Genomic DNA, 26,939 nt, shown 5'->3' with positions numbered 1-26,939 from the left:
TGACAAGCGCATCACTGAGAGGGATATCTATGTTGATACACGCAGCGGACTACGACGCCGCGACCGCCGTGAACTCGCTGTGGCTCCTCGTCGCCGCGGCACTCGTGCTCCTGATGACGCCCGGCGTTGCCTTCTTCTACGGCGGCATGGTTCGGGCCAAGAGCGTCATCAGCATGATGATGATGAGCTTCGGCGCGATCGCCCTCGTCGCCGTGCTCTGGGTGCTCTACGGCTACGGGCTCTCGTTCGGCTCGCCCAGCATCCCTCACGTGCTCGGTACGCCGGACTGGGGTCTGGCGAGCCTGCTCGGCAAGGACGGCGCGACGCCCGACCTGAACGGGCTGGCGTTCGCCGGCTTCCAGGCCACGTTCGCCATCATCACCGTCGCGCTCATCTCGGGTGCCATCGCCGACCGTGCGAAGTTCGGTGCGTGGATGGTCTTCGCCGGCATCTGGGTGACCGTTGTCTACTTCCCCGTCGCCTACTGGGTGTTCAACCTCGGTGACGGCTGGATCGTCTCGGTGCTGCACGTGAACGACTTCGCCGGTGGTACGGCCGTGCACATCAACGCCGGCGCCGCCGGCCTCGCCCTGGCGCTCGTGCTCGGCAAGCGCGTGGGCTTCTCGAAGGGCATGTCGAAGCCGCACAACGTTCCGCTGACCCTGCTCGGCGCCGCACTGCTCTGGTTCGGCTGGTTCGGCTTCAACGCCGGCTCCGAGGCTGCCGTCGACGGCGTCGCGGCGATCGCCTGGATCAACACCCTGGCCGCTCCGGCTGCAGCGACCCTCGGCTGGCTGCTCGTGGAGAAGCTGAAGGACGGCAAGCCCACCTCGATCGGCGCGGCATCCGGTGCGGTGGCCGGTCTCGTCGCCATCACCCCGGCCTGTAACGCCCTCACCCCGTTCTGGGCGATCATCCTCGGCGTCATCGCGGGTGCGGTCTGCGCGCTGGCCATCGACCTGAAGTTCAAGCTGGGCTTCGACGACTCGCTCGACGTCGTGGGCATCCACCTCGTCGGCGGCCTCATCGGAACGATCTACATCGGCTTCTTCGGCCTGACCCACATCGACGGCGACGCCTCCAAGGGCTTCTCGAGCCTGCTCTACGGCGGCAGCTTCGTTCAGCTCGGTGCGCAGTTGATCGGCGCGCTGTCGGTGCTCATCTACTCGTTCGTGCTCGCCTACGCCATCGGCTGGGTCATCCAGAAGACCATGGGCTTCCGCATCACCAACGAAGACGAGGCAGCGGGCGTCGACACCATCGTTCACGGTGAAGAGGGCTACGCGCTCGAGACCGTGTAACGCGAGCGCCGTCAGGAACCGGACGGCTCGGGGCGGCGAGGGAGACCTCGCCGCCCTTTTCGTGCGCCCGGTATTCGACGGCAGTTGTTGGCCGGGGTCGTTGTTCGCCGGGGTGTTCGAGGGATGCCATAGGGTGCCAGAGTGTCGAGGCTCCGGAACATCATGCGTTCGCTGTTCGGCCGGCGTGCCGCTCCCACGGCGGCGCCGGTCACTACACGTGTCGGCACGCCCTCCGTGGGTCAGTCGGGCGCATCCGCCACCGTCGAGATCGACCCGGCGAGGCTGCGCGGGGTGCGCCTGAGCTACGCGCCGACACCCGATGGGCTGCCCGATCCCGGTGAGGTCGTCTGGACCTGGGTGCCGTACGAGGAACGCGATGGGCGCGGGAAGGACCGGCCCGTCGTCATCGTCGCCGCAGAAGGTGGAGGCACCTTCCTCGCCGTCCAGCTGACGAGCAAGCCCCACGAGTCGCGGGACTATCTCCCGCTCGGAGCCGGTGCGTGGGACGCCGAGGGCCGCCCGAGCTGGGCCATCCTGGATCGCGTCTTCCGCGTGCGGGCCGGGGGAGTGCGGCGGGAGGCCGCCAGTCTCGATCGCGACCGCTATGCCCGGCTCGTCGACGCCCTGCGCGCCCGGCACGGCTGGCGGTAGCGCTCAAGCCCTCAGACGGTGTCGTCCTCCTGGTCGCCCTCTTGCGTGACGCCGTCCTCGGCGAGCTGCTCGTCGTCGTCGACCGGCTCGGTGCGGTACTCGTCATCGACGTCGTACAGCGGTCGGCCGCCGCTGCGGTCGGCGTCGAGGGGTTCCATGCGCGGATCGATGAAGTCGCTCATCCGTGTCTCCAATGCTCGTTGCCTCACACGCTACAGCCTGTGCCCGTGACGTCTGGGGTCACGATTTCGGGATGCCACGGCCCGAGGGTGTCCGGACAGGAACGATACGGAGGGTAGCGACCGGGTGCGGCCTGCCGGGGCGATCTGCCTGAAGTGTCGGAGGCTGGCGCTACTTTGGTGACAGGTCAAGAGTTCATCCGCACGCATCCGGGCGTGGGTGAACGACAACCGCGCCCCCGGCACGGTGCCCCCCGGATAAGACCCGACCTGACGCCGACCGGCGGAAGGTAAGACGGGCCATGGGCCCTTTTCAGAGGGAGATACCTCCATGTACGACGACAACTGCGGCTTCGATGAATCCGGTGTCTGCAGCAGCTACCATGCTGGACACAACGTCCACGCCATCCAGGCTAGGTTGCTCCGTGAACGACCGGAACACTGGCGAGACGCCGTTATCTCCTCCGTCGATGGGCAGACGGCGACAGTGGCATACCTGGACGACCCGGCGATCCCGACTCTCTGGCACCACCAAGACTTCGCGAAGCTGGTCCAGCCCGGTGACCCGTGCACCCTCCACGAGAACCTCCACGTCCTGCAGGTCGGAACGCGCGTGTACTGCGTGAAAGTGTTCGACGGGGCCGGCGACGCCGTCGATGCAGTCAGCGACCGGCGACCGGGTGAGGTGTTCATCGCCGATCTTGCCAGCGGAATCGGCCACGCAGGCCAAGATAGCTGAGCCGCACAGCCGCCGATCCATGGTTCCGGGCCCACGATCGAGCGCGAGGGTCATGACAACTCCGACCACGACGGGCGGTACGTGAAAATGACGACAACGACTGCTTCGGATGGTCGGCGTTGTACTGCTTCGGCCGCTATGCTCACGACATCTTCCATCATGAGGAGCATCTGTTGCGAACACCCGCGGCTGATCAGGCGTCGGATAGCGCGTTTGCTCGTCACCCTGTCGGCAGGCAGCCCCTTGACGTGGAGACGCCCGACACGCAGCCGACGATCGATGCTCCCTCCGCTCAGCCCACACGCAGGCGGCGGGATATCCCCGGTCTCCGGGCTGAGTACAAGGAATCGCTGGCTGTGGCCTCCACTGCGGCTGCGATCTTCCTCACGGTCCTCGTCGTCACGCACTGGTCGGCGATCACCGCCGATCCGCCGCATCTCCACGGAGGCAAGATCCTCGGGTACTTTCTCGGTTCGCCGGTATTTGCCGTGCTCTTCGTCGTCATGCACGTGCGTGCGCGACGCAAACTGAAAGCGCGCAACGAACGCGACGGCACCGATGTCAAGTGGTGGGTGACTTGAAGGGGCCAGCCCGTATGAAGCGGAAACCTCCGACGAGGCAGTGCCTTTTTATGGTGGGCGATACCAGACTCGAACTGATGACCTCTTCCGTGTGAAGGAAGCGCGCTACCAACTGCGCCAATCGCCCGTCGCGCTCGATTGCTCGAGCAGCGAGTACCGATACTAGCCGACGGCGGCACCCGAATGCACATCGAGGCGGCACGCCGGGGAGTTGGGCAGCGTGCGGCCGGGTCGCGGCATCCGGTTTGCAGGAGATGAGTCGATGTGCAGGACGCGCTCACGTAGGGCCGTCCTGCAGACCGGCTCAAGTCCTTGGAAGTGAAGGGCCAGGATCCTCGCCAGGCAGCCCGGATCGGACACGCCCGGCCGTCGCGGATTTGGCACTGCGCGCGTCAATAGGTAGTCTCTTTCTTGCACCGCGGAACGGCGAAAGCCGGACTGCGAAGCAATGCGGATGTGGCGCAGCGGTAGCGCATCACCTTGCCAAGGTGAGGGTCGCGAGTTCGAATCTCGTCATCCGCTCGAACAGGATCGGGCGAAAGCCCGGTCCTCTTCACATGGAGTGAACCCGCACGGTGGATTGGCCGAGAGGCGAGGCAGCGGCCTGCAAAGCCGTATACACGGGTTCGAATCCCGTATCCACCTCCAAGCTGATACTGTGTTTCAGCCTTGGGCGATTGGCGCAGCGGTAGCGCGCTTCCCTGACACGGAAGAGGTCACTGGTTCGATCCCAGTATCGCCCACCAACGCAGAACCCCCGGCTCGCCGGGGGTTTTCTTTTGCCCTGACGGCGGGGAATCTGCAGGACGAGGGGCACGGCGAGTGGCTCAGGGCCTCGTCGTGCCGCTGATCCTGCATTTGGGCGCGGCGGAGGCCTCCGGCGGCGGCTGACCGGCCCGGCGCGCGCTCCGTAGCGCCGCCGTCAGAGCCGGCGGAGCAGCCACTCCTCGGCCGTGACTCCCTCGTCGGCGGCTCGCCGAGCGAGGCGGGCGTACTGGTCGGCGGTGAGGCGCAGCGTGAGCTCGCGCAGTGGTTCCGGCGCCGCATCGAAGAGCGTCGGGTGCGCGGATGCCGCGGCCGCAGGTGCGGGGGAGACGGTCGAGCGAGCCGGCGCCGTCGTCCGTTCAGCGGCCACCGGTGCCGAGCGCGTCCCGTCAGCGGCCACCGGCGCCGAGCGCGGCGCGACAGCGGCCCGCGGTTCCGGGCGGGCTTCCGGCACCGGTTCCGGGCGCGCGGTCGAGAGCACCGTGCCGCCCACGGTGTAGCCCGGACCCGAGGGAACGGGCGTGCCGCGCTGATAGGCCTCAGCGGCTCCACGGGCACGCTCGTCGGCGGCCTCGTTCAGCGGGTGGCCGGCGTGGCCCTTCACCCACTCGAAGCGGTAGCGACGTCCGCTGATCGCGGCATCGAGGTCCTGCATGAGTTCGAGATTCATGACCGGCTTGCCGTCGCCCTTGCGCCAGCCCTTGCGCTTCCATCCCGGCATCCACTTGGTGATCGAGTTGATCACGTACTGGCTGTCGCAGAGGATCAGCAGGTCGTCGTCGAGGTGCGCCGTGGCACGGAACAACTCCAGCACCGCGGTGAGCTCGCCGATGTTGTTGGTGCCGTGCGGCCATCCTCCCGCGGCCCAGGAGTGCTCATCGACGTACCAGGCCCATCCGGCGGGGCCGGGATTCCCCAGCGCGGATCCGTCGGCTGCGGCGGTGATCGTCAAGGGCGCTCCAATGGCTCGAGGGGACCCTCAATGATAGACGGCGCCCTCGCCGGCGCCCGTGCGCGCCTAGTGCCGCGGCTTGCGGTACGGCGGCCGATCCGCACCCTCGCTACGACGGGCCGGGCCACCACGATCGGGGCGCAGCTCGATGAGCTTGCCGCCGATGCGCGTGTCTTTCAGCTGAGACAGCACGGACTCCGGCAGGTTCGCCGGCAGTTCCACGAGCGAGAAGTCGGGGCGGATGTCGATGGCGCCGAAGTCCTCACGGCTGAGGCCGCCCTCGTTCGCAAGGGCGCCGACGATCTGGCGCGGCTCGACCTTCTGGCGCTTGCCGACGGCGATGCGGTACGAGGCGAGGGGGCCGGATGCGGGCCGCACGCGCCGCTCGGGCCGGTCGCCCCGATCGCCCCGGTCGCCGCGAGCGCCGCGGTCGCCGCGCTCGGGCCGGTCGCGACGCTCGCCGCGTTCCTGGCGCGCGAGGTCGTCGCGTTCCTGACGCTCGCGACGCTCGTCCTCTGCAGAGAGCAGCAGCGGTGTCTCGCCCTGCGCGACGACGGCGAGAGCCGCCGCCACGTCGGCCTCGGGAACGTCGTGGTGCTCCACGTAGTGCGCGATGATGTCGCGGAAGCGCTCGATGCGATCCGTCTCGGCCAGCGCCGCACTGATCGAGTCGTCGAAGCGGCTGAGCCGGGTCGCGTTCACGTCGTCGACGCTCGGCAGCTGCATCTGGGTGAGCGGCTGGCGAGTCGCCTTCTCGATCGAGGTCAGCATGCGCCGCTCGCGCGGGGTGACGAAGCTGATCGCCTGGCCGCTGCGTCCGGCCCGGCCGGTGCGGCCGATGCGGTGCACGTACGACTCCGTGTCGATCGGGATGTCGTAGTTGACCACGTGGCTGATGCGCTCGACGTCGAGGCCGCGCGCCGCGACATCCGTCGCCACGAGGATGTCGAGCTTGCCCGCCTTCAGCTGGTTGACGGTGCGCTCGCGCTGCACCTGGGCCACGTCGCCGTTGATGGCGGCGGCGGAGTACCCGCGGGCGCGCAGCTTCTCGGCGAGGGTCTCGGTCTCGTTCTTGGTGCGCACGAACACGATCATGCCCTCGAAGTTCTCGACCTCCAGGATGCGGGTGAGGGCATCGACCTTCTGCGGGTACGAGACGACGAGGTAGCGCTGCGTGGTGTTCGCCGAGGTCGTGGTCTTGGCCTTGACCGTGATCTCCTCGGGATCGTGCAGGTACTTCGACGAGATGCGGCGGATGGATGCCGGCATGGTCGCCGAGAACAGGGCCACCTGCTTATCGTCCGGGGTGTCGGCCAGGATGGTCTCGACGTCTTCTGCGAAGCCCATCTTGAGCATCTCGTCGGCCTCGTCGAGCACGAGGTACTTCAGTTCCGACAGGTCGAGCGTGCCCTTATCGAGGTGGTCCATGATGCGGCCCGGCGTTCCGACGACGATGTGTACGCCACGGCGCAGGGCAGAGAGCTGCACTCCGTATCCCTGGCCGCCGTAGACGGGCAGCACGTGCACGCCGCGCAGGTGCGCGGCGTAGCTCTCGAACGCCTCGCAGACCTGAAGGGCGAGCTCACGCGTGGGCGCGAGCACGAGGGCCTGCGGGGTCTTCTGCGCGGTGTCGAGCCGCGAGAGGATCGGCAGCGCGAACGCGGCCGTCTTTCCGGTTCCCGTCTGCGCCAGTCCCACGACGTCGCGGCCGGAGAGCAGCAGCGGGATCGTGGCGCCCTGGATGGCGGACGGGGTCTCGTAGCCGACATCCTTCAGGGCCTTGAGCACGGCGTCGGCGAGGCCGAGGTCGGCGAAGGTCTGGGCAGTGCGGGTGCTGTCCGCCTCGGTGGTGGTGGTGTTCTCAGGCGGGGTCATGCCTCAACGGTAGTCCCCGACGGGTTCCACGGCATCCGATGCTCGCGCCGACGCCCGCCGACGCTGCGTCCACCGGCGCGACCGGATGCGGTGAAGAGCCGCCTGCGCGCGGCAGGCGGCCCTTCACGCGGTTTCAGCCCTCGCTGCGCAGATATTGCACCGAAGGCGTCAGCCTGACCGTCGCCCGGCCGTCGAGCAGGGGGATCGAGGGGCCTCCGACGACGCCGCCCGTTGCCGTGCCCGTCATCGCGATCGAGGCATCGTGGGGTGTCAGGCCGTAGACCGCGGCGATGGAGAACCCCTTGCCGGCGAGGTTCATGCCGCGCACGACCGAGCCGTAATGCGCGCTCAGCGCCTTGACGCTGACCGAGCCGGCGTTCACGCCGAGGAGGCCCTTGTACACGGAGACGGTCGACACTGTGATGGGGTAGTCGATCACGCCGTCGCCCGAGTGCGTGTAGTTGGAATCGCCGCCGTCCAGCGTGAAGGTCTCCCGCGACCAGCCCTTCACACCGACGTTGCCGATCTTGGCTTCGAAGCTCTCACCGCCGGCATCCGTGAATTTCAGGTACAGCGAGCTGCCGCTCCCGTCACCGGCGACCTGCACCGACAGCGCGGTCGGAGTGCCCGCGACCGGTGCGTTGACCTTCACGGCCACGCCCTTCGCCGCCGCGAAGTTGTAGCCGACGGTGAGCGTGCCGTCGCCCGGGCGGCTGACGCCGCTGACTGCTCCGGATCCAGAGACCGAGGAGACCGAGCGATCCGGCAGGGCGGAGAGATCGCCGAAGGCCGTCGTCGCCCCGTCCGTCGGCGGCAGTGGTGTGGCGGTCGTCTCGGCGAGGGCGGTCCCGATGTTCTTGAGGGCCGCATACGCGGGCTTCTGCCGTCCGTCAGCCGTCACAAGTCCGTAGTTGTCGAGTCGCCCCGTGCCGGTTCCGCGCTCGGTGATCCCCCACCACGAGATTCCGCGGATGCCCTCCGCCGCTGCGATGAGGTAGCTGCGGGCCAGGTAGTCCGCCTGCGTCTGCTCATCGACGCCGCCGTCGCAGCCGTCGGTGCACGTCGACCACGCGAGTTCCGTGATCCAGAGCGACGCGGTGGGGTTGTAGGAGGCCACGTAGGACTTCGCTGCTGCGATCCACGTGGGGAGCATGCTCGCTTCGGGGGCGTCGCGCACGAAGGTGTGGAACGAGAGGCCGTCATAGGATGCACCGGCGCCGTTGGCTGCGACGCTCTGCATGAACGCCACGTCGAAGCCGGCGAGCGAGCCCGCGAGCACCGTTGCCGACGGATCGACCTGCTTGATAGCGGAGTAGGAGGCCTTGAGGATCTCGGCGTAGCGCGCCGGGTTCACCCCCGACCGCCAGTAGTCCGTCGTGTTCGGCTCGTTCCAGACCTCCCAGACGTGCACGCGGTCCTTGTAACGCGCAACGACCGATCTCACGTAGGAGATGTAGTCCGCCGTGTTCGCCGGCGGGTAGTACGCGGCGGCGGCATCCGTGGGTCCGGCCGGCGAGGATGTCGCCCACTTCGCCGAATAGACGAGCTTTCCGATGGGGGCGACGTTGCGCGCGGTGAGCAGGTTCACGGCCTGGTCGAACTTCCACCAGTCATAGGAGCCCTTGCGGGGTTCCAGCCGGTTCCAGTCGAACTCCTCACGGGCGTAGTGCACCCGGGCGGATTCGAGCAGCGCGGCCTGCTGGTCGGCCGCCGCTGCGCTGTCGGTTGCGGTGAGGAAGCTGTTCACGCCGACAGGGGAGGCGTTGTTCGAGTCCACGGGCCGCGCGCTCACCCCCGTCAGGTACGGGGAGCTCACCTTCACGGTCGCGGCATCCATGCCGTTGCCCGGTGTCAGGTCGTAGGACAGCACGCCCGCGACGTTCCCCGTGAACGCGTCCCCGGCGCTCGTCGTGCCGTTCCACGGCACAGCGACGCTTCCCGGCGCGCTCGCCGAGCCCGTGAAGGTACGGGAGTGCCCGGAGAGGTCCCGCAGCAGCAGGCACCAATCGCCCGCTCCGCCCGCGGTGAATCCCAGGTCGACCGATGAACCCGGCACGGATGGCGACACCCGTCGGCTCGAGGCCGTCGGGGCGCTCCAGCCCTGGTCGGTGAGCTGCAGGCGGTCCAGTGCGAAGGAGCCGGTCGCCGATGCGGCGCCATTCCTGGCGACGCGCAGGTCGACGAGCGAGATGGGGGCGTCGATGATGCCGTCGTGGTCGCCCAGTTCCGAGATGCTCGGCGCCTTGGTGAGGTCGGCCGTCAGCGTGGTCCAGTTCTTCGAGTTCAGCGTGCCCAGGCGATAGGTCAACTGCTCGCCCGCGGCATCCCTGATGCGCACGTAGAGGGTGTTGTAGCTGCCGTCGCCGCGCACAGAGACGCTGAGCGCGGTATAGGCGACCGTGCCCTGCTCCGGGGATGCGGAGGGAGCGATGCGCAGATCGCCCTTGCCCAGGTCGTAGCCGACCTGGATGGCGGCGGTCGAGACGCCGGGATCGGCGGCGGGTTGCACCGTACCCGACCCCGTCGTGACCGACCATTCCGACGGAGTGTCGAACTCGCTGAGCACTGAGGTGTGGAGGGCGGCAGCGCTCGCCGGTTCACTCACCAGCAGGGAGGCGACCAGGGCGGTCGCAGCAGTCGCGGCGACGGCGAGAAGTCGGTTGAGGCGGAGGGGTCGGATTCCAGGCGCGCGAAAGCGCGCCCTCAAGGTGGGCGTCACAGGGCTCCGGTCGGTAGGGCGAGAGCAGACGCGCACAAATGCGCTCTATGGAACGACGTCGGCGACACCGGCGTCGAACACAGGCTAACTGAACAAACCTCCATCTTCGAATCCCCCCAGTCGGGGGGTTCGTTCGAAGGTGGATGCGAGCGATCCTCATGTACGGTCGGCCGTAGCCGTGGTCCGCCGCTGTCGCGGCGGTAGGCTCTCGGCATGCCCGCAGCAGATCCGGAGTCGCGTCGAGAGCAGCTCACGCGTGCCCCCAAGTCCGACTCCGCCGACGCCGATGCCCGGGTGGAAACGCACAAGAAGGGTGATGTCACTCGCGTCGAGGTGCGGGACGACGCGACTGTGCGTCCGGGCACCCCCGCGCGGGAGGACTGAGGTCAGCACAGTGTCGGCGTGCTCGTGCCTGCAAGTCGGCACACGCCTTTCGCAAGCGCCGCAAGCGAGAGCCTGACTTCCGCAAGAAGCTGACTTTTCATCGATATTCCGCCACGCGCCCTTGCGACCCGCTGATCGGCGGCCCTACAGTCGCGATTGCGGGCGGCCGTTCAGGCCGGGCACGCCCCGATCACGAGAAACCGAGTCGATGATGACACGAAGCTCCCAGACCTCCGCTCCCCGTTCTGTTCTGCGGAGACGACGCTCGCTCGCCACCGCGCTGGTTGCCGCGACGGCCGTCGCGTTGGGTTCCCTCGCTGCGGTCACCCCAGCCGTGGCCGCACCCGCGCCCACCGTCACCCGCGCCGCCCTCGCACCCGCGCTCGTGTCGGGCCGCGGTGCAACGGTGGGCTTCCTGGAGCAGGAGGCCGAGAACGCCGCCACGAACGGGAGCATCATCGGTCCCGACCGCACGGCCTACACGCTCGCCGCCGAGGCCTCCGGCCGCAGCGCCGTCAAGCTGACGCCCGGCCAGTACGTGGAGTTCACGCTGCCGGCGGACGCCAACGCGATCACCGTGCGCTACAGCATCCCGGATGCCCCCCAGGGCGGCGGCATCCGTGCACCCCTGCGGGTGAGCGTGAACGGCGGCGCGAGCCAGACGGTGAGCCTGACCTCGGAGTACTCCTGGCTCTACAACCAGTACCCGTTCTCGAACGACCCGAACGCCGGACTCCTGCATCCGGACTGGTGGATCACGGAGTGCGGTTGCGTCCCGTCCGCCACCACTCCCGCCCCGACCATCACGACGCCCTTCCGTCCGAGCCACTTCTACGACGAGCAGCGCATCCTGCTCGGGCGGAACGCGCGGGCCGGCGACACCGTGCGGCTCACCTCTCCCGCGACCAGCAACGCCGCTTGGACTGTGATCGACCTGCTCGATTCCGAGAAGGTCGGGCTTCCCCGGGTGAAGCTGCTGGCATCCAACGTGCTGCTGTTCGGAGCCGACCCCTTCGGTAAGCGCGACTCCGCCGATGCGTTCGACCGGGCGATCGCCTTCGCCAAGAAGGCGCACCTCGACGTCTACGTGCCGCCGGGGGTGTACTCCGTCAACCGGCACATCATCGTCGACCGGGTGAGCATTCTCGGCGCGGGCAGCTGGTACACCGTGATCAAGGGAAAGCAGGTGACGCTGCCGGTACCGGCCCCCGACGGCTCCGTGCACACCGGCGTCGGGTTCTACGGCAAGGATGCGGCGGTCGGCGGCAGCACCGACGTGCACCTCTCCGGCTTCAGCATCGAGGGCGACGTGCGCGAACGCATCGACACCGACCAGGTGAACGGCGTCGGCGGAGCCATGAGCGACTCCACCATCGACGGTCTCTACATCCACCACACCAAGGTCGGGCTGTGGTTCGACGGCCCCATGTCGAACCTCACGGTGACAAGGTCGATCATCACCGACCAGATCGCCGACGGGCTCAACTTCCACACCGGGGTGACGGACTCGATGGTGCGCGGGAACTTCCTGCGCAACACCGGCGACGACGCCCTCGCGATGTGGTCGGAGGGTTCGGCGGATGCACGCAACACCTTCGACCACAACACCATCCAGACGCCCGTGCTCGCCAACGGCATCGCGATCTACGGGGGAGCGGACAACACCGTCTCGAACAACCTGATCGCCGATCCCATCCGGGAGGGCAGTGGCATCCAGGTCGGCTCCCGGTTCGGGGCGCTCCCCTTCACCGGTTCGCTCGCGATCACCGACAACACGACCGTGCGCGCCGGAACCTTCGAGCTCAACTGGCAGATCGGGCTCGGCGCCATCTGGTTCTACGCCCTGGAGAGCAGCATCGACGCCGATATCCGGGTCGTCGGCGACCACTTCCTCGACAGCACCTACAACGCCATCATGCTGGTCTCCGACTGGCCGGTGAAAGACCTCTACTCCATCTCGAACGTTCACTTCGCCGACATCCGGGTCGACGGCACCGGCACCTCGGTGCTCAGTGCCCGCGCCGCCGGCTCGGCCTCGTTCCAGAACGTGGACGCCCGCAACGTCGGGGCGGTCGGGGTGAACAACTGCGGCAGCTTCCACTTCACACCGGCCGGCTCCGAGTTCAGCATCGTCGACCTCGGTGGCAACGACAGCAGTGGTACGAACGCGACGGGGCCGTGGCTGGCGCCGTGGGAGCTGCCGAACACCATCACGTGCGATGACCGGCCCGCAGTGGTGCCTCCGCCCGCTCCGTCCACCTGGTAGCAGCCTCGGCGGCGGTGCTCGGGCGACTAGTCTGGACTGGTTCCCCAAGCACCCCAAGGAGTGGATCACGTGGTCGACGGTTTCGAGCTGTTCACCGACCGGTCCGTTGTCGCCATGCGCGTCAACGGCGAGCTCAAGGACCTCGCGGCCACGGTGACGGATGCCGACGACGTGCAGCCCGTCGGCATCGATACGCCCGACGGACTGAACATCCTTCGCCACAGCGCGGCCCACGTGCTCGCCCAGGCGGTGCAGTCGATCAACCCGGAGGCCAAGCTCGGCATCGGGCCCCCCGTCACCGACGGCTTCTACTACGACTTCGACGTGGAGGAGCCCTTCAGCACCGAGGACTTCAAGGCCCTGGAGAAGGCCATGGAGCGCATCGTGCGCCAGGGGCAGCGCTTCATGCGCCGCGTCGTCACCGAGGACGAGGCGCGCGCGGAACTCGCGGACGAGCCGTACAAGCTCGAGCTCATCGGCCTGAAGGGCCACGCGAGCGGCACCGAGCAGTTCGAGGAGAGCGAGAGCGTCGAGGTCGGTGGTTCCGAGCTCACCATCTACGACAACGTCGACCCGCGAACCGGCGAGACCGTCTGGAAAGACCTCTGCCGCGGTCCGCACCTGCCGAACACCCGCATGATCGGCAACGGCTTCGCGCTCATGCGCGTCGCGGCCGCCTACTGGCGCGGCAGCGAGAAGAACAAGCAGCTGCAGCGCATCTACGGCACGGCCTGGCCTACCAAGGACGCCCTCAAGGACTACCAGTTCCGCCTCGCCGAGGCGGCACGGCGTGACCACCGCAAGCTCGGCACGGAGCTCGACCTGTTCAGCTTCCCCGAGGAGATCGGCCCTGGCCTTCCCGTCTTCCACCCCAAGGGCGGAATCATCAAGCGCGAGATGGAGGACTACGTTCGCCGCCGCCACATCGAGGAGGGCTTCCAGTACGTCTCGACCCCGCACATCACGAAGGCGCACGTCTTCGAGCTCTCGGGTCACCTGCCGTACTACAAGGACACGATGTACCCGCCGATGGAACTCGAGAACAGCGAGTACTACCTCAAGGCGATGAACTGCCCGATGCAGAACCTCATCTTCCGCTCGCGCGCACGCTCATACCGTGAGCTGCCGCTGCGCTTCTTCGAGTTCGGCACCGTCTACCGCTACGAGAAGTCCGGCGTGGTTCAGGGGCTCACCCGGGTACGCGGGCTCACCCAGGACGACTCGCACAGCTACGTGACCGCAGAGCAGGCTCCGGCCGAGATCGAGCACCTGCTGGGCTTCGTGCTCGGCCTGTTGCGCGATTTCGGCCTGAACGACTTCTACCTCGAGCTGTCCACGCGCGATGAGAACTCCGACAAGTTCATCGGCAGCGATGAGGAGTGGGAGAACGCGACCGAGGTGCTGCGTCGCGCGGCGGAGGACACCGGCCTGCAACTCGTGCCCGACCCGGGTGGCGCCGCGTTCTACGGCCCCAAGATCTCGGTTCAGGCGAAGGATGCCATCGGCCGCACCTGGCAGATGTCGACGATCCAGTACGACTTCAACCAGCCGAAGGGCTTCGGCCTGGAGTACACGGCGGCCGACGGCAGCCACCAGCAGCCGGTCATGATCCACTCCGCCAAGTTCGGTTCCATCGAGCGCTTCTTCGCTGTGCTCACCGAGCACTACGCCGGCGCCTTCCCGGTGTGGCTCTCGCCCGTCCAGGTCGTCGCCATCCCGGTCGCCGAGGAGTACGCCGACTACCTCGCCGACGTGGTGAAGCAGATGCTCGCCGCCGGCATCCGTGCCGAGATCGACCTGAGCGATGACCGCATGCAGAAGAAGATCCGCAACCACACCCTGCAGAAGGTGCCGTTCCAGATCATCGCGGGCGAGCAGGATCGCGCGTCGGGCTCGGTGTCGTTCCGTTTCCGCGACGGCACGCAGGAGAACGGCGTTCCCGTGGCGGATGCGATCGCCCGCATCCAGGCCGCCATCTCCGACCGCCGTCAGGTCGTCACGGCGGGCGAGGTATGACGACCGAACCGCAGAACGAGTTTCCGGGTGTTCCGGTCGAGCACTCGAGCGACTTCGCCGCGGTTCCGGATGCCTTCCAGCGGCTGTGGACGCCGCACCGGATGGTCTACATCGACGCGGGGGAGCAGCCCCACAAAGACAGCTGCCCCTTCTGCGTCGCTCCCACGCTCGATGACGAGACGGCGCTCATCGTGGCACGCGGCACGCACGCCTATGCGCTCCTGAACCTGTTCCCCTACAACAGCGGCCACCTGCTCGTGTGCCCCTACCGGCATATCAGCACCTACGACCTCGCCACGACCGAGGAGGTCGCCGAGATCGCCGAGCTGACCCAGGTCGCGATGTGGGTGCTGGCCGAGGTGTCGCACTGCGACGGCTTCAACATCGGCATGAACCAGGGCCGCGTCGCCGGGGCGGGGGTGGCCGACCACCTGCACCAGCACATCGTGCCCCGGTGGGCGCAGGACGCCAACTTCTTCCCGATCATCGCGAAGACCAAGGCGCTGCCCCAGCTGCTCGGCGACGTGCGCCGTTCTGTGGCCGACGCCTGGCCGGCGTAGGACGTCGGGAGCCTCGGCTCAGCGCACCTGGCTCACGCCGAACTGCATGCGCGGCTCGGCATAGAACTCCTGGGACTCCACGAGCTGCAGCTCGCGCTGGCCCGATTCGTTGGTGCGCGCCAGCAGGTCGAACACGCTGGACGCCGTGCGGGCGAGTGCGTCAGGGGCATCGCCCGTGCGCCGGTAGTGGGCGGTGAACAGCGCGGCGGCGACGTCGCCGGAGCCGTTCGCCTTCAGCGGCAGAAGGGGTGTCTGCACGATCCAGGCCCCGTTGTCGTCCACCGCGAGCATCTCGATCGTCCCCTCGGGGCGGTCGGGTCGCTCGACGCTCGTGACGAGCACCGTGCGGGGCCCGGATGCGCGGGCCAGGTCGACGGATTCGAGGGTCGAGGCGAGGGTGTCGGGATCGGTGTTCGTCAGGTAGCCGAGCTCGAACTGGTTCGGCGTGATGAGGTCGGCAGCGGGCACGACGCGGTCGCGCAGCAGCACGGGGATCTCGGGCGCGACGAAGCAGCCCGACTTCGCGTTGCCCATGACGGGGTCGCACGAGTAGATCGCGCCGGGATTCGCGGCCTTGATACGGGCGACGGCGTCGAGGATGACGTCACCGATGCCGACGCCGCCCTGATAGCCCGACAGGACGACGTCGATCTCGCCGAAGACGCCGCGCTCCTCGATGCCCGTGATGACCGCAGCGACGTCGTCGGGGGAGATGAGGGGTCCGCGCCAGGCGCCGTAGCCGGTGTGGTTGGAGAAGTTGACCGTGTAGACCGGCAGCACCTCGACGCCGATGCGCTGCAGCGGGAAGACGGCGGCCGAGTTGCCGACGTGTCCATAGGCGACCGCCGACTGGATGGAGAGGATCTTCACCCCTCGATCCTCCCACGCGCCCGTCGTGCGTGTGCCCGAGCGGTCCGGCGGCGCCTGCGGAGGCGAATACACTTGGCGTTCATGACCGAGACCACTTCCTCCGAGCAGTTCGGCTCGAGCCGCGTCAAGCGCGGGCTCGCCGAGATGCTCAAGGGCGGCGTCATCATGGACGTCGTCACCGCCGAACAGGCCCGAATCGCCGAAGACGCCGGCGCCGTCGCCGTCATGGCGCTGGAGCGCGTTCCCGCCGACATCCGCTCCCAGGGCGGCGTCGCCCGCATGAGCGACCCCGACCTCATCGAGGCGATCATCGCCGAGGTCTCCATCCCCGTGATGGCCAAGGCCCGCATCGGCCACTTCGTCGAGGCGCAGGTTCTGCAGGCGCTCGACGTCGACTACATCGACGAGTCCGAGGTGCTCTCGCCGGCGGACTACGTCAACCACATCGACAAGTGGCAGTTCAACACGCCCTTCGTCTGCGGTGCGACCAACCTCGGTGAGGCGCTGCGCCGCATCAACGAGGGTGCGGCCATGATCCGCTCGAAGGGCGAGGCCGGCACCGGCGACGTCTCGGAGGCGACCAAGCACATCCGCAAGATCTCCAGCGAGATCCGTGCGCTCAACTCCATGAGCAAGGACGAGCTGTATGTCGCAGCCAAGGAGCTCCAGGCCCCGTACGACCTCGTCGTCGAGGTCGCGGAGACCGGCAAGCTGCCCGTCGTGCTGTTCACGGCCGGCGGCGTGGCAACCCCCGCCGACGCGGCCATGATGATGCAGCTCGGAGCCGACGGCGTCTTCGTGGGCTCGGGCATCTTCAAGTCCGGAAACCCGGCACAGCGAGCGGCAGCCGTGGTGAAGGCCACGACCTTCTACGACGACCCCGCCGTCATCGCTGAGGTCTCGCGCGGGCTCGGTGAGGCGATGGTCGGCATCAACGTGTCCGACCTCGCGGCACCCCACCGGCTGGCCGAGCGCGGCTGGTGAGCCTGCGCGCGGAATCGCTCGGCAGCGGCGCCGCATCCTCTGAATCGGGGGACTCCGGACCTCGCGTTGGGGTTCTGGCCCTTCAGGGCGACTTCCGCGAGCACGCGCGCGTGCTCGCGGGGCTCGGTGCACGGGTGTCGCTCGTGCGCCGTCCCGAGGAACTCGCTGAGATCGACGGCCTCGTCATTCCGGGCGGCGAGTCGACGGTGATGGACAAGCTGTCGCGTGCCTATGGGCTGGCGCAACCGCTCAAGGACGCGATCGCGGGCGGAATGCCCGTGTACGGAACCTGCGCGGGCCTCATCATGATCGCGGACACCGTTCTGGATGCGATCGCCGGGCAGGAGTCCTTCGGCGGACTCGACGTCGTGGTGCGCCGCAACGCCTTCGGCGCGCAGAACTACTCCTTCGAGACCGACCTGGCCATCCCCGAGCTCGGCGAGGCTCCCGTGCACGCCGCCTTCATCCGCGGACCCGTGGTCGAATCGGTCGGACCGGCGGCCCGCGCCCTCGCGACCCTCGATGACGGCCGGGTCGTCGCCGTCGAGCAGGGCAACTTGCTCGGAACGAGCTTCCACCCCGAGATCACGGGGGAGCATCGCTTCCACGAGTACTTCCTGGCGAAGGTGGCCGCCGCGAGCGCACCCAGAACGCAGGGGAACGGGTAGCCCCCGCCGGTCGCGGGCGCGCGAGGCACAGGCTGTCTTAGACTGGCTGGGCGGTACCTGCAGAGGGCTGCGCAGACTTTTCGAAACGGAGCGGTATGTCCGGGCATTCCAAGTGGGCGACGACCAAGCACAAGAAGGCGATCATCGATTCGCGTCGTGCGAAGTCGTTCGCGAAGCTCATCAAGAACATCGAGGTCGCCGCGAAGATCGGCGGAGCCGACCTCTCGGGTAACCCCACCCTCGTCGATGCCGTGCAGAAGGCGAAGAAGACCTCTGTACCCAACGACAACATCGATCGCGCCATCAAGCGCGGCGCCGGCCTGACCGGCGAGAGCGTCGACTACGCGACGATCATGTACGAGGGTTACGGCCCGAACGGCGTCGCCCTGCTCATCGAGTGCCTCACCGACAACAAGAACCGCGCCGCCGCCGACGTGCGCACCGCCATGACGCGCAACGGCGGCACGATGGCCGACCCCGGCAGCGTCTCGTACAACTTCCACCGCAAGGGCCTCATCGTCGTCGCCCAGAGCGACAGCCTCACCGAGGACGACGTGCTCGCCGCGGTCCTGGATGCCGGTGCAGAAGAGGTCAACAACGAGGGCGAGAGCTTCGAGGTCGTCACCGACCCGAGCGAACTCGTCGCGACGCGCACGGCGCTGCAGGATGCCGGAATCGACTACGAGTCGGCCGATGTGGCCTTCGTGCCCTCGCTCAAGGTCGAGGTCGACGCCGAGACCGCCCGCAAGGTGTTCCGGCTCATCGACGCGCTCGAGGACTCCGACGACGTGCAGAACATCTACTCCAACCTCGACCTGACCCCCGAGGTCGCCGCCGAGCTCGAGACCGAGGACTAGCACCGTCGTGCGGGTGCTCGGCGTCGACCCCGGCCTCACCCGCTGCGGCGTTGGCGTCGTCGATGTCGCGCCCGATCGATCGGCGACGCTCGTCGACGTCATCGTGCTGCGCTCTCCGGTCGACCTCTCCATCGAGAAGCGCCTGCTGCGCATCGCCGAGGGCCTCGAGGCGATCCTCGATGAGCACCGGCCCAACGCGGTCGCGCTCGAGCGGGTCTTCGCGCGAAGCGACATCTCGACCATCATGGGCACCGCGCAGATCTCCGGAGTCGCCATGCACCTGGCCGCCAAGCGACGGCTCCCGGTCGCCCTGCACACCCCGAGCGAGGTGAAGGCCGCCATCACCGGGTACGGGGGAGCGGACAAGAAGCAGGTCACCGCGATGGTCACGCGCATCCTGGGTCTCTCGGTGGCTCCGAAACCGGCGGATGCCGCCGACGCGCTCGCCCTCGCCATCTGCCACGCCTGGCGCACCGGTTCGACCCCGTCGCTGCCCGATTCCGATGACGCCCTCGCCACGCCGGCGCAGAAGGCATGGCTCGCCGCCGAGCGTGCGGCTCGGGCGTCGGGGGCCGCCCGTAGTCTTAAGCGGTGATCTCCTCCCTTCGCGGCACCGTGCTCTCGGCACTCGGCACGCTCGTCGTCATCGAGGTCGGTGGTGTCGGTTTCAGCGTGAACGTCACGCCGGCCGAAGCCCTCGCCGCTCGCACGGGCAGCGAACTCCGCCTGCACACCACTCTCATCGTGCGTGAAGACGCCCTCACGCTGTTCGGCTTCGCCACAGTGGAGGAGCTGGCCGTGTTCGAGCTGCTCATCGGCGTCACGGGCGTCGGGCCCAAGTCGGCGCTGGGGGTGCTCTCCGCCCTCTCGCCCGATGAGGTCGCTCGCGCCGTCGCGGTCGACGACGACGCCGTCTTCCGCAAGGTGAGCGGCATCGGTCCCAAGACCGCCAAGCTCATCACCGTCTCGCTCGCGGGCAAGGTCGTTCCGACGTCAGCCACAGCGCCCAGTCGCGCGAGTGCGCCGGCATCCATCAGCGATTCCGTGCTCGCGGCGCTCGTGGGGCTCGGCTGGTCGGAGAAGGTTGCCCTCGGCGCCCTCGACGAGGTGCTGGCCGACGCCTCCGATGCGGAGCGCTCCTCGGTTCCGGCGCTGCTGCGTGCCACCCTGAGCCGCCTCGGACCGGCACGGGTGTAGCGAAAATGAGCGAGAACGAGATCGACCTGACCAATCCGGCGTTGACGACGGAGGCGGAGCTCGCCTTCGAGGGAGCGCTGCGGCCGAAGACGCTCGAGGAATTCGTCGGCCAGACCCGTGTGCGGGGCCAGCTGCAGCTGCTGCTGCGTGCGGCCGCCATGCAGGATCGCACCCCCGACCACATCCTGCTGGCCGGTCCACCCGGGCTGGGCAAGACGACCCTCGCGATGATCGTCGCCCACGAGGGCGGTCGTCCGTTGCGCATGTCGAGCGGGCCCGCCATCCAGCACGCCGGCGACCTCGCGGCCGTGCTGAGTTCGCTCATCCCCGGCGAGGTGCTCTTCATCGACGAGATCCACCGCATGGCGCGCTCCGCCGAGGAGATGCTCTACCTGGCGATGGAGGACTTCCGTATCGACATCATGGTCGGCAAGGGCGCCGGAGCGACCTCAGTACCGCTCGACCTCTCGCCGTTCACCCTCGTCGGGGCGACCACGCGCGCCGGCCTGCTGCCGAACCCCCTCCGCGACCGGTTCGGCTTCACCGCCCACCTGGAGTTCTACGACGAGCCGGAGTTGCGCCAGGTGCTCGCCCGCGCCGCGCGCATGCTCGACCTGTCCATCGACGGGGAGGCCATCGCCGAGATCGCCGGCCGCTGCCGGGGAACGCCGCGTATCGCCAACCGGCTGCTGCGACGGGTGCGCGACTACGCGCTGGTGCACTCGCGCACGGGCCGTGCCGATGTCGAGACGGTGCGCGCCGCCCTCGACCTCTACGACGTCGACGCGCTGGGCCTGGACAGGCTCGACCGCGCCGTCATGCTCACCCTTCTCAACCGCTTCGACGGCGGCCCGGTCGGGTTGAACACGCTCGCGGTCTCCGTCGGAGAGGAGGCCGAGACGATCGAGTCGGTCGTCGAGCCCTTCCTCGTGCGCATCGGGCTCATCACGCGCAGCCCGCGGGGGCGCATCGCGACCCATGAGGCATGGCGTCACTTCGCGCTCAGCCCGCGCGCAGGAGCACCGACGCTGCATGACCTATAATTCGAAATCGGCCCATGTGCATCCCGCGCCAGTCCGGCGCGGTTGAGGGGCCCCCTCCGAAAGGCTTTACAGGTTTTGGATCCCATCACCATCGTCATGCTCGCCGTTCTGGCGCTGCTCGTCTTCTTCATGTTCCGCAACAGCCGCAAACGCCAGAAGGATGCCGCATCGCTGCAGTCCAAGGTCGTTCCCGGCGCGAAGGTCATGACGAACTTCGGCGTCTTCGGCACCATCCTCTCGATCGATGAAGACGAGAACGAGGTGCTCCTGGAGACCACTCCGGGAACGGTCCTCGCCGTTCACCGCCAGACCGTCGCACGCGTGATCACCCCCGTCGACGTCGTCGACTCTCCCGCCGAGCCCCTCGAGACGCCCACCGGCGAGCCCGAGTTCGGCGAGCGCGTCGATGAGCCCGTCGTGGACCAGCCCGTTCTGCGGGACGAGCCGGTCATCGACGTGGATGCCGACCGCAAGAAGTCGAACGACTAACACAACCACCTCCCTCCGCACTCGGCCCGAGGCTGGTCCGAGCGCGCGCGTAGAAAGCTGAGTGCTCTCAGTGGCAAAGTCGACACCCGTCAAGAAGGCGTGGCGTTCTCTCACCTGGCTGGGCGTGATCATCGCCCTGCTGCTGGGCATCAACACGGCAGCCGTGCTGTGGGGCGGCGGCTCGTGGACGCCGAAGCTCGCCCTCGACCTCGAGGGCGGAACGCAGATCATCCTCGCCCCGAAGGTCGAGTCCGGCCAGACGGTCACGGATGAGCAGCTGAACCAGGCGGTCTCCATCATCCGCCAGCGCGTGGACGCCTCGGGCGTCTCGGAGTCCGAGATCAGCACCCAGGGCGGCAACAACATCGTCGTCGCGATTCCGGGCAAGCTCGATGAGGACACCCGCAATCGCATCGAGTCCTCGGCGAAGCTCGAGTTGCGTCCCGTGCTCGTGGCCGGAGCGCCGACGGACCAGTCGGCGAACAGCACCAACACCGCCACCCCGCCGCCCACGCCCACCGAGGCTCCCGTCAGCACGCCGTCGGTCAGTCCGACGAGCGGGTCGGACCTGAACTGGGTGACGCCCGCACTGCAGGAGCAGTTCGACAGCTTCGACTGCTCCAAGATCAACACGAGCAACGTCGCGCCGGCCGACGAGCCTCTCGTCACCTGTGACGACAACGGCCAGGTCAAGTACATCCTCGGTCCGGTCGAGGTCGACGGCGCCGACATCTCCGACGCCTCTGCGGGCATGATCCAGACGAGTCAGGGCGGCGCGACCGGCCAGTGGGCCGTGAACCTCGTCTTCAACGACAAGGGCACCAAGGACTTCGCCACCGTCAGCGAGCGCCTCTTCGGCCTCAAGTCGCAGGCGCCGCTGGACCAGTTCGCCTTCGTGCTCGACGGCCGGGTGCTCTCGGCTCCGTCTATGAACGGCATCATCACCGACGGCAAGCCGCAGATCACCGGAAACTTCGACCAGAAGTCCTCGCAGGCCCTCGCCGACCAGCTCAAGTTCGGCGCCCTGCCGATCAGCTTCACGGTACAGTCCTCCGACACCATCACGGCGACCCTCGGCTCCTCCCAGTTGCAGAGCGGCCTGATCGCGGGCCTCATCGGCCTGATCCTCGTCGTGATCTACACGCTGTTCCAGTACCGGCTGCTCGGACTGGTGACGATCGCCTCCCTCGTGGTCGCGGCGGTCATCACGTACTTCTCGATCACGATCCTGTCCTGGTACAACGGCTACCGCCTCTCGCTCGCCGGCGTCGCGGGCCTCATCGTGGCCATCGGCTTCACGGCGGACTCGTTCATCGTCTACTTCGAGCGGGTGCGTGACGAACTGCGCGAGGGCAGGGCCCTCGTGGGCGCCGTCGAGGCCGGATGGCGGCGCGCCCTGCGCACCATCTACGCCTCGAAGGCCACGAACCTGCTCGCCGCCATCGTCCTGTTCATCATCACGGTCGGCAGCGTCAAGGGCTTCGCCTTCACGCTCGGACTGACGACGGTCATCGACGTGCTCATCGTGGTGCTGTTCACGCACCCGATGCTGCAGCTGCTCGCGCAGACGAGCTTCTTCTCGAGCGGCCACCCGCTCTCCGGGCTCGACCCGACGGCGCTCGGAGCCGTCTACCGCGGTCGGGCGCAGTTCCGCAAGCCGACCGCGCCGGCGACGAAGGTCGCCTCCGCCTCGCGTGAGGCGGCCAAGCGCCAGACGATCGCGGAGCGCAAGGCGGCTGAGCTCGCCGGCGTCGGCGCACGATCGGCAGACAGCGAAGACAAGGGAGCCAAGGACTGATGGCCAATCGCCTGACCGAGTTCGGCAACGACCTCTACACCGGAAAGCGCTCCTTCAACTTCGTCGGCAAGCGCCGCATCTGGTTCGCCATCGTCGGCGCGCTCGTGCTCATCGCCATCCTCATTCCGGTGCTGCGCGGCGGTTTCAACCTCGGCATCGAGTTCCGCGGCGGTTCCCAGTTCCAGATCACGGGCGTCAGCGATGCCGAGCAGGGTCCGGCAACGGATGCGGTCGCCTCCGTCGTGCCCGATGCCGTCTCGCACGTGACCATCGTCGGCAACGGCAGCGGTGTGCGCGTGCAGACCGACCAGCTGACGACCGGACAGACCAAGGACGTCGCCGACGCCCTCGCTGATGCCTACGACGTGACCGCCGACGACGTGTCATCCTCCTTCATCGGCCCGGTCTGGGGCGCCGACATCACTCGCCAGACGATCCAGGGCCTCGTGGTCTTCCTGATCCTCGCGGCCATCGGCATGGCGCTCTACTTCCGCACCTGGAAGATGTCGCTCGCGGCCATCATCGCCCTCATGGCCGACCTCATCGTCACCACGGGCGTGTACGCCGCCGTGGGCTTCGAGATCACGCCGGCTGCCGTCATCGGCATCCTGACGATCCTCGCCTACTCGCTCTACGACACCGTCGTGGTCTTCGACAAGATCCGCGAGAACACCAAGGAAGACGTCGTGAAGACCCGGCGCACGTTCGGGGAATCGGTGAACCTCGCGGTCAACCAGACCCTCGTGCGCTCGATCAACACGAGCGTCGTCGCCGCCCTTCCGGTCGCCTCGATCCTGTTCATCGGAGCGTTCGCCCTCGGTGCCGACACACTGCGCGACATCTCGCTCGCCCTGCTCATCGGCATCCTCGTCGGCACCTGGTCGACGGTCTTCCTCGCGGCTCCGCTGTACTCGATGCTGCGCGAGCGTGAGGCGCCCATCAAGAAGCACGATGCCGCGGTGCTCAAGCTGCGCGGGCGGGCTGCTTCCAGCCAGGCGCTGGAGGACGTTCCCGCGTGATCGCCGAGGGCGTAGCCCCGGTGGTCGGATCCCCCCTCGGCGACCGGCGATAATTGGAGCACGGAGGCAGGTGAGCACATGACGGAGACGACATCGTCGCAGACCGCCTCGTTGCGCCGCCTCGTGCCGCGCATCTTCTCCAAGACGCAGCCCGTCGGAGCGGTCGACACCCTCATCCGCACGGTGCGCATGCACCACCCGAAGGCCGACATCGCCCTCGTCGAGCGGGCGTACGCCACGGCCGAGCGCGCCCACTCCGGGCAGATTCGGCGCAGTGGCGAGCCCTACATCACCCACCCGGTCGCGGTCGCGCAGATCTTGGCCGACCTCGGGATCGGAGCGAAGACGGTGGCAGCCGCGCTGCTGCACGACACCGTCGAAGACACCGAGTACACCCTCGAGCAGGTGCAGGCCGACTTCGGTGACGAGATCGCCATGCTCGTGGACGGCGTGACGAAGCTCGACAAGGTCAAGTACGGCGACTCGACCCAGGCCGAGACCGTGCGCAAGATGATCGTCGCGATGTCGAAGGACATCCGGGTGCTCATCATCAAGCTCGCCGACCGGTTGCACAACGCGCGCACGTGGGGCTTCGTGCCGGCCGCATCCGCTGCCCGCAAGGCGACCGAGACGCTAGAGATCTATGCCCCGCTCGCGCACCGCCTCGGAATCCAGACCATCAAGTGGGAGCTCGAGGACCTTTCGTTCGCGGTGCTCTACCCCAAGCTCTACGCCGAGATCGAGAGCCTCGTGCGCCAGCGCACGCCGCAGCGCGAGGAGTTCGTGCAGCAGGTCATCGACGCCGTCAACGAAGACCTCAAGGCGGCGAAGATCCGGGGCAAGGTCGTCGGGCGTCCCAAGCAGTACTACTCGATCTACCAGAAGATGGTGGTGCGCGGCCGCGACTTCGACGACATCTACGACCTCGTCGGAATCCGCGTTCTCGTGAACTCCGTGCGGGACTGCTACGCGGTGCTCGGATCCATCCACGCCCGCTGGACACCACTGCCTGGGCGGTTCAAGGACTACATCGCCACGCCCAAGTTCAACCTCTACCAGTCGCTGCACACGACGGTGCTGGGCCCCCAGGGCCGGCCCGTGGAGCTGCAGATCCGTACGCACGAGATGCACCAGCGCGCCGAGTACGGCGTCGCGGCGCACTGGAAGTACAAGGAGCAGACCACCGGCAAGTCCTCGGGCGGTCCCGCGATGGACAACGACATGGCCTGGCTCGCCCAGATCTCGGACTGGCAGGCCGAGACGAGCGACCCGGGGGAGTTCCTGGACTCGCTGCGCTACGAGATCGGCGCCAAGGAGGTCTACGTCTTCACGCCGAAGGGGCGCGTGATCGGCCTGCCGTCGGGCGCAACTCCCGTGGACTTCGCCTACGCGGTGCACACCGAGGTCGGCCACCGCACCATGGGCGCCAAGGTGAACGGCCGGCTGGTGCCGCTGGAGTCCACCCTGACCAGCGGCGACGTCGTCGAGGTCTTCACCTCGAAGAACCCCGACTCCGGGCCCAGCCAGGACTGGCTCAACTTCGTCAAGAGCCCGCGGGCGCGCAACAAGATCCGCCAGTGGTTCACCAAGGAACGCCGCGACGAGGCCATCGAGCAGGGCCGGGATGCGATCGCCCGGGCGATGCGCAAGCAGAACCTGCCGCTGCAGAAGCTCATGGGCCAGGACTCCTTCGCCGAGGTGGCCGCCCAGATGAAGTACGTCGATGTCTCCGCGCTGTACGCGGCCGTCGGCGAGGGCCACGTGAGCACGCAGTCGGTGCTCGAGAAGGCCGTCGCCCTCGTGCAGACCGACCAGGAGGTCGACGTTCCGGAGTTCGCCCTCCCGACGAAGGGGCGCGCCCCGACCCTGCGGGACAGCGACTCGGGTGTTCTCGTGCGCGGCGCGCCCGACATCCTCGTCAAGCTCGCACGCTGCTGCACGCCCGTTCCGGGCGACACGATCGTCGGCTTCATCACGCGCGGCCAGGGCGTCTCGGTGCACCAGGAGAACTGCCACAACATCTCGGCACTCATGCGCGAGCCCGAGCGCATGATCGAGGTCGAGTGGGCGCCGACGTCCAAGAGCGTCTTCCTCGTGCAGATCCAGATCGAGGCGCTCGATCGTGCCGGCCTGCTCTCCGACGTGACGCGGGTGCTCTCCGAGCACCACGTCAACATCCTGTCGGCGAACGTCTCCACCTCACGCGACCGCTTGGCCCTCAGCCGCTTCGTCTTCGAGATGGGCGACACGACGCATCTGGATCGGGTGCTGAACGCGGTGCGGCGCATCGACGCCGTCTACGACGTCTACCGGGTGCACGAGGGCTGAGAGTGCCAGCGGGTCTTCGGCGACCCGATGCAGGCGCACGAGGCCACGGCGGCTGAAGGCGCGTTCGTCGTGCCGGTGCGCGAAGGTGAGCGCCCGCTCGAGGTCTGCCCGCGTGACGACGGCGATCGCGGCCATCACCCGCACGGCGCTCTCGTCGTCCATGCCGGGATCGCGGGCGAGGTCGTCGATCGTGCGCAGCGGCATGGTGAGCGCCGTGCCGTGCAGGGTTCCGACGTCGCGGTAGCGCAGCCGCACCTCGCGCGTCTCGAACCGTGGGGTGGGACGCGGCCGGTGCGTGCCCTCCACGTCGACGCCGAACTGGTGCCGGGCGGGCGGCTCGTCGATCGCCTGCCAGAGCCAGGCGGCCGTGAGGCGTTCCGCGATGAAGCCGTTCGGCGCCAGGAGGGCGACGGACCGGGCGCGCAGGGCGGCGAGGCTCGGCAGGTCGCTCGGCGCGAAGTGGCCGCCGATCGAGACGAGCTCGCCCTGCAGGCGAAGCGCGTGCAATTCTGCGAGCGGCAGGTCGTCGATGCCGAGGATGTCGGCGAGGACTGTGCTCATACCTTCAGCCTGCGACGCCCGGCATCCGCGAAGCGCGCCGATCGCCGGCTGTGGACGGATCGGCGGGCGCCGCGGCGCCTGTGGACGAGTGCTAGCTGTGATGTCCAGGGACGTTGTTTCGTGAATCGTCTTTGATC

Annotated in this window: 23 protein-coding genes, 4 tRNA genes and 1 riboswitch; of the genes, 21 read left to right on the top strand and 6 right to left on the bottom strand. The window is 68.1% G+C overall.

Annotated elements, in window-relative coordinates:
• Window positions 1-29 precede the first annotated feature (29 nt).
• Window positions 30-1,301, top strand: coding sequence for an ammonium transporter (locus WDJ51_RS14540; RefSeq protein WP_337853188.1), 1,272 nt, complete (start codon window positions 30-32; stop codon window positions 1,299-1,301).
• 141 nt (window positions 1,302-1,442) lie between these two features.
• Window positions 1,443-1,952 carry a type II toxin-antitoxin system PemK/MazF family toxin gene (locus WDJ51_RS14535; protein WP_337853187.1) on the top strand — a complete coding sequence of 170 codons (510 nt, stop codon included), beginning with the start codon at window positions 1,443-1,445 and terminating at the stop codon, window positions 1,950-1,952.
• A gap of 11 nt (window positions 1,953-1,963) precedes the next feature.
• Here WDJ51_RS14535 and WDJ51_RS14530 read toward each other — a convergent pair whose 3' ends face one another.
• Entirely contained in the window at window positions 1,964-2,134 is a 171-nt protein-coding gene (locus WDJ51_RS14530; RefSeq protein WP_337853186.1) for a hypothetical protein, read from the bottom strand.
• A gap of 183 nt (window positions 2,135-2,317) precedes the next feature.
• A riboswitch (SAM riboswitch) is annotated at window positions 2,318-2,434 on the top strand.
• Window positions 2,435-2,462: 28 nt separating this feature from the next.
• Between WDJ51_RS14530 and WDJ51_RS14525 the strand changes: the two genes are divergently transcribed.
• Window positions 2,463-2,870 (top strand): hypothetical protein, encoded by a 408-nt coding sequence (locus tag WDJ51_RS14525; RefSeq protein WP_337853185.1) that lies wholly within the window; start codon window positions 2,463-2,465, stop codon window positions 2,868-2,870.
• Window positions 2,871-3,118: 248 nt separating this feature from the next.
• Complete coding sequence (locus WDJ51_RS14520; RefSeq protein WP_337853184.1) at window positions 3,119-3,451, top strand: hypothetical protein; 333 nt, start codon at window positions 3,119-3,121, stop codon at window positions 3,449-3,451.
• 51 nt (window positions 3,452-3,502) lie between these two features.
• On the opposite strand, the gene WDJ51_RS14515 is transcribed toward WDJ51_RS14520, so the two are convergent.
• Window positions 3,503-3,578 (bottom strand) — tRNA-Val (locus tag WDJ51_RS14515).
• Window positions 3,579-3,901: 323 nt separating this feature from the next.
• On the opposite strand from WDJ51_RS14515, the gene WDJ51_RS14510 reads away from it, so the two are divergent.
• From WDJ51_RS14510 to WDJ51_RS14500, 3 genes are all read left to right on the top strand, one after another.
• Window positions 3,902-3,973, top strand: a tRNA-Gly gene (locus tag WDJ51_RS14510).
• Between the two features lie 52 nt (window positions 3,974-4,025).
• Window positions 4,026-4,099, top strand: a tRNA-Cys gene (locus tag WDJ51_RS14505).
• A 23-nt stretch (window positions 4,100-4,122) separates the two neighbouring features.
• Window positions 4,123-4,197 (top strand) — tRNA-Val (locus WDJ51_RS14500).
• Window positions 4,198-4,373: 176 nt separating this feature from the next.
• Here WDJ51_RS14500 and WDJ51_RS14495 read toward each other — a convergent pair.
• The 3 genes from WDJ51_RS14495 to WDJ51_RS14485 form a co-directional block, all read right to left on the bottom strand.
• Window positions 4,374-5,168 (bottom strand): RNase H family protein, encoded by a 795-nt coding sequence (locus tag WDJ51_RS14495; RefSeq protein WP_337853183.1) that lies wholly within the window; start codon window positions 5,166-5,168, stop codon window positions 4,374-4,376.
• Window positions 5,169-5,234: 66 nt separating this feature from the next.
• Entirely contained in the window at window positions 5,235-7,043 is a 1,809-nt protein-coding gene (locus tag WDJ51_RS14490; protein ID WP_337853182.1) for a DEAD/DEAH box helicase, read from the bottom strand.
• 133 nt (window positions 7,044-7,176) lie between these two features.
• Entirely contained in the window at window positions 7,177-9,648 is a 2,472-nt protein-coding gene (locus WDJ51_RS14485; protein WP_337853181.1) for an endo-1,4-beta-xylanase, read from the bottom strand.
• 327 nt (window positions 9,649-9,975) lie between these two features.
• Between WDJ51_RS14485 and WDJ51_RS14480 the strand changes: the two genes are divergently transcribed.
• From WDJ51_RS14480 to WDJ51_RS14465, 4 genes are all read left to right on the top strand, one after another.
• A complete protein-coding gene (locus WDJ51_RS14480) occupies window positions 9,976-10,146 on the top strand; it encodes a hypothetical protein (protein WP_337853180.1) in 171 nt (56 codons plus the stop codon).
• 208 nt (window positions 10,147-10,354) lie between these two features.
• A complete protein-coding gene (locus tag WDJ51_RS14475) occupies window positions 10,355-12,412 on the top strand; it encodes a glycosyl hydrolase family 28-related protein (protein WP_337853179.1) in 2,058 nt (685 codons plus the stop codon).
• A gap of 114 nt (window positions 12,413-12,526) precedes the next feature.
• Entirely contained in the window at window positions 12,527-14,428 is a 1,902-nt protein-coding gene (gene thrS, locus WDJ51_RS14470; protein ID WP_337853347.1) for a threonine--tRNA ligase, read from the top strand.
• Window positions 14,425-14,988 carry an HIT family protein gene (locus tag WDJ51_RS14465; protein ID WP_337853178.1) on the top strand — a complete coding sequence of 188 codons (564 nt, stop codon included), beginning with the start codon at window positions 14,425-14,427 and terminating at the stop codon, window positions 14,986-14,988. Before thrS ends, WDJ51_RS14465 begins: the two co-directional genes overlap by 4 nt.
• Window positions 14,989-15,006: 18 nt before the next feature.
• Here WDJ51_RS14465 and pdxY read toward each other — a convergent pair whose 3' ends face one another.
• Window positions 15,007-15,858: a pyridoxal kinase PdxY gene (gene pdxY, locus WDJ51_RS14460; RefSeq protein ID WP_337853177.1), complete on the bottom strand. Its 852-nt coding sequence runs from the start codon at window positions 15,856-15,858 to the stop codon at window positions 15,007-15,009.
• Window positions 15,859-15,939: 81 nt separating this feature from the next.
• Here pdxY and pdxS point away from each other — a divergent pair, with 81 nt between their 5' ends.
• The 10 genes from pdxS (at window position 15,940) to WDJ51_RS14410 (ending at window position 26,241) form a co-directional block, all read left to right on the top strand.
• Window positions 15,940-16,842 (top strand): pyridoxal 5'-phosphate synthase lyase subunit PdxS, encoded by a 903-nt coding sequence (gene pdxS, locus WDJ51_RS14455; protein ID WP_337853176.1) that lies wholly within the window; start codon window positions 15,940-15,942, stop codon window positions 16,840-16,842.
• 2 nt (window positions 16,843-16,844) lie between these two features.
• Complete coding sequence (pdxT, locus tag WDJ51_RS14450; RefSeq protein WP_337853346.1) at window positions 16,845-17,510, top strand: pyridoxal 5'-phosphate synthase glutaminase subunit PdxT; 666 nt, start codon at window positions 16,845-16,847, stop codon at window positions 17,508-17,510.
• Between the two features lie 95 nt (window positions 17,511-17,605).
• Window positions 17,606-18,367, top strand: a complete 762-nt coding sequence (locus WDJ51_RS14445) for a YebC/PmpR family DNA-binding transcriptional regulator (RefSeq protein ID WP_337853175.1) — start codon at window positions 17,606-17,608, stop codon at window positions 18,365-18,367.
• Window positions 18,368-18,374: 7 nt separating this feature from the next.
• On the top strand, window positions 18,375-18,962 hold the full coding sequence (ruvC, locus tag WDJ51_RS14440) for a crossover junction endodeoxyribonuclease RuvC (RefSeq protein ID WP_337853174.1): 588 nt from the start codon (window positions 18,375-18,377) through the stop codon (window positions 18,960-18,962).
• Window positions 18,959-19,564, top strand: coding sequence for a Holliday junction branch migration protein RuvA (ruvA, locus tag WDJ51_RS14435; RefSeq protein WP_337853173.1), 606 nt, complete (start codon window positions 18,959-18,961; stop codon window positions 19,562-19,564). The genes ruvC and ruvA overlap by 4 nt, the downstream gene beginning before the upstream one ends.
• 5 nt (window positions 19,565-19,569) lie before the next feature.
• Window positions 19,570-20,607 carry a Holliday junction branch migration DNA helicase RuvB gene (ruvB, locus tag WDJ51_RS14430; protein WP_337853172.1) on the top strand — a complete coding sequence of 346 codons (1,038 nt, stop codon included), beginning with the start codon at window positions 19,570-19,572 and terminating at the stop codon, window positions 20,605-20,607.
• Between the two features lie 75 nt (window positions 20,608-20,682).
• The gene (yajC, locus tag WDJ51_RS14425; protein WP_337853171.1) at window positions 20,683-21,096 is read left to right on the top strand and encodes a preprotein translocase subunit YajC; all 414 of its coding nucleotides are present in this window, start codon (window positions 20,683-20,685) and stop codon (window positions 21,094-21,096) included.
• Window positions 21,097-21,166: 70 nt separating this feature from the next.
• On the top strand, window positions 21,167-22,894 hold the full coding sequence (secD, locus tag WDJ51_RS14420; RefSeq protein ID WP_337853345.1) for a protein translocase subunit SecD: 1,728 nt from the start codon (window positions 21,167-21,169) through the stop codon (window positions 22,892-22,894).
• Window positions 22,894-23,913 carry a protein translocase subunit SecF gene (gene secF / locus WDJ51_RS14415; RefSeq protein ID WP_337853170.1) on the top strand — a complete coding sequence of 340 codons (1,020 nt, stop codon included), beginning with the start codon at window positions 22,894-22,896 and terminating at the stop codon, window positions 23,911-23,913. The genes secD and secF overlap by 1 nt, the downstream gene beginning before the upstream one ends.
• A 78-nt stretch (window positions 23,914-23,991) precedes the next feature.
• The gene (locus WDJ51_RS14410; RefSeq protein ID WP_337853169.1) at window positions 23,992-26,241 is read left to right on the top strand and encodes a RelA/SpoT family protein; all 2,250 of its coding nucleotides are present in this window, start codon (window positions 23,992-23,994) and stop codon (window positions 26,239-26,241) included.
• Window positions 26,242-26,939 lie beyond the last annotated feature (698 nt).

It is taken from the genome of Rathayibacter sp. YIM 133350, assembly GCF_037404875.1.
Lineage (GTDB): Bacteria > Actinomycetota > Actinomycetes > Actinomycetales > Microbacteriaceae > Orlajensenia.
This window is presented reverse-complemented; position numbering and strand designations above follow the sequence as displayed.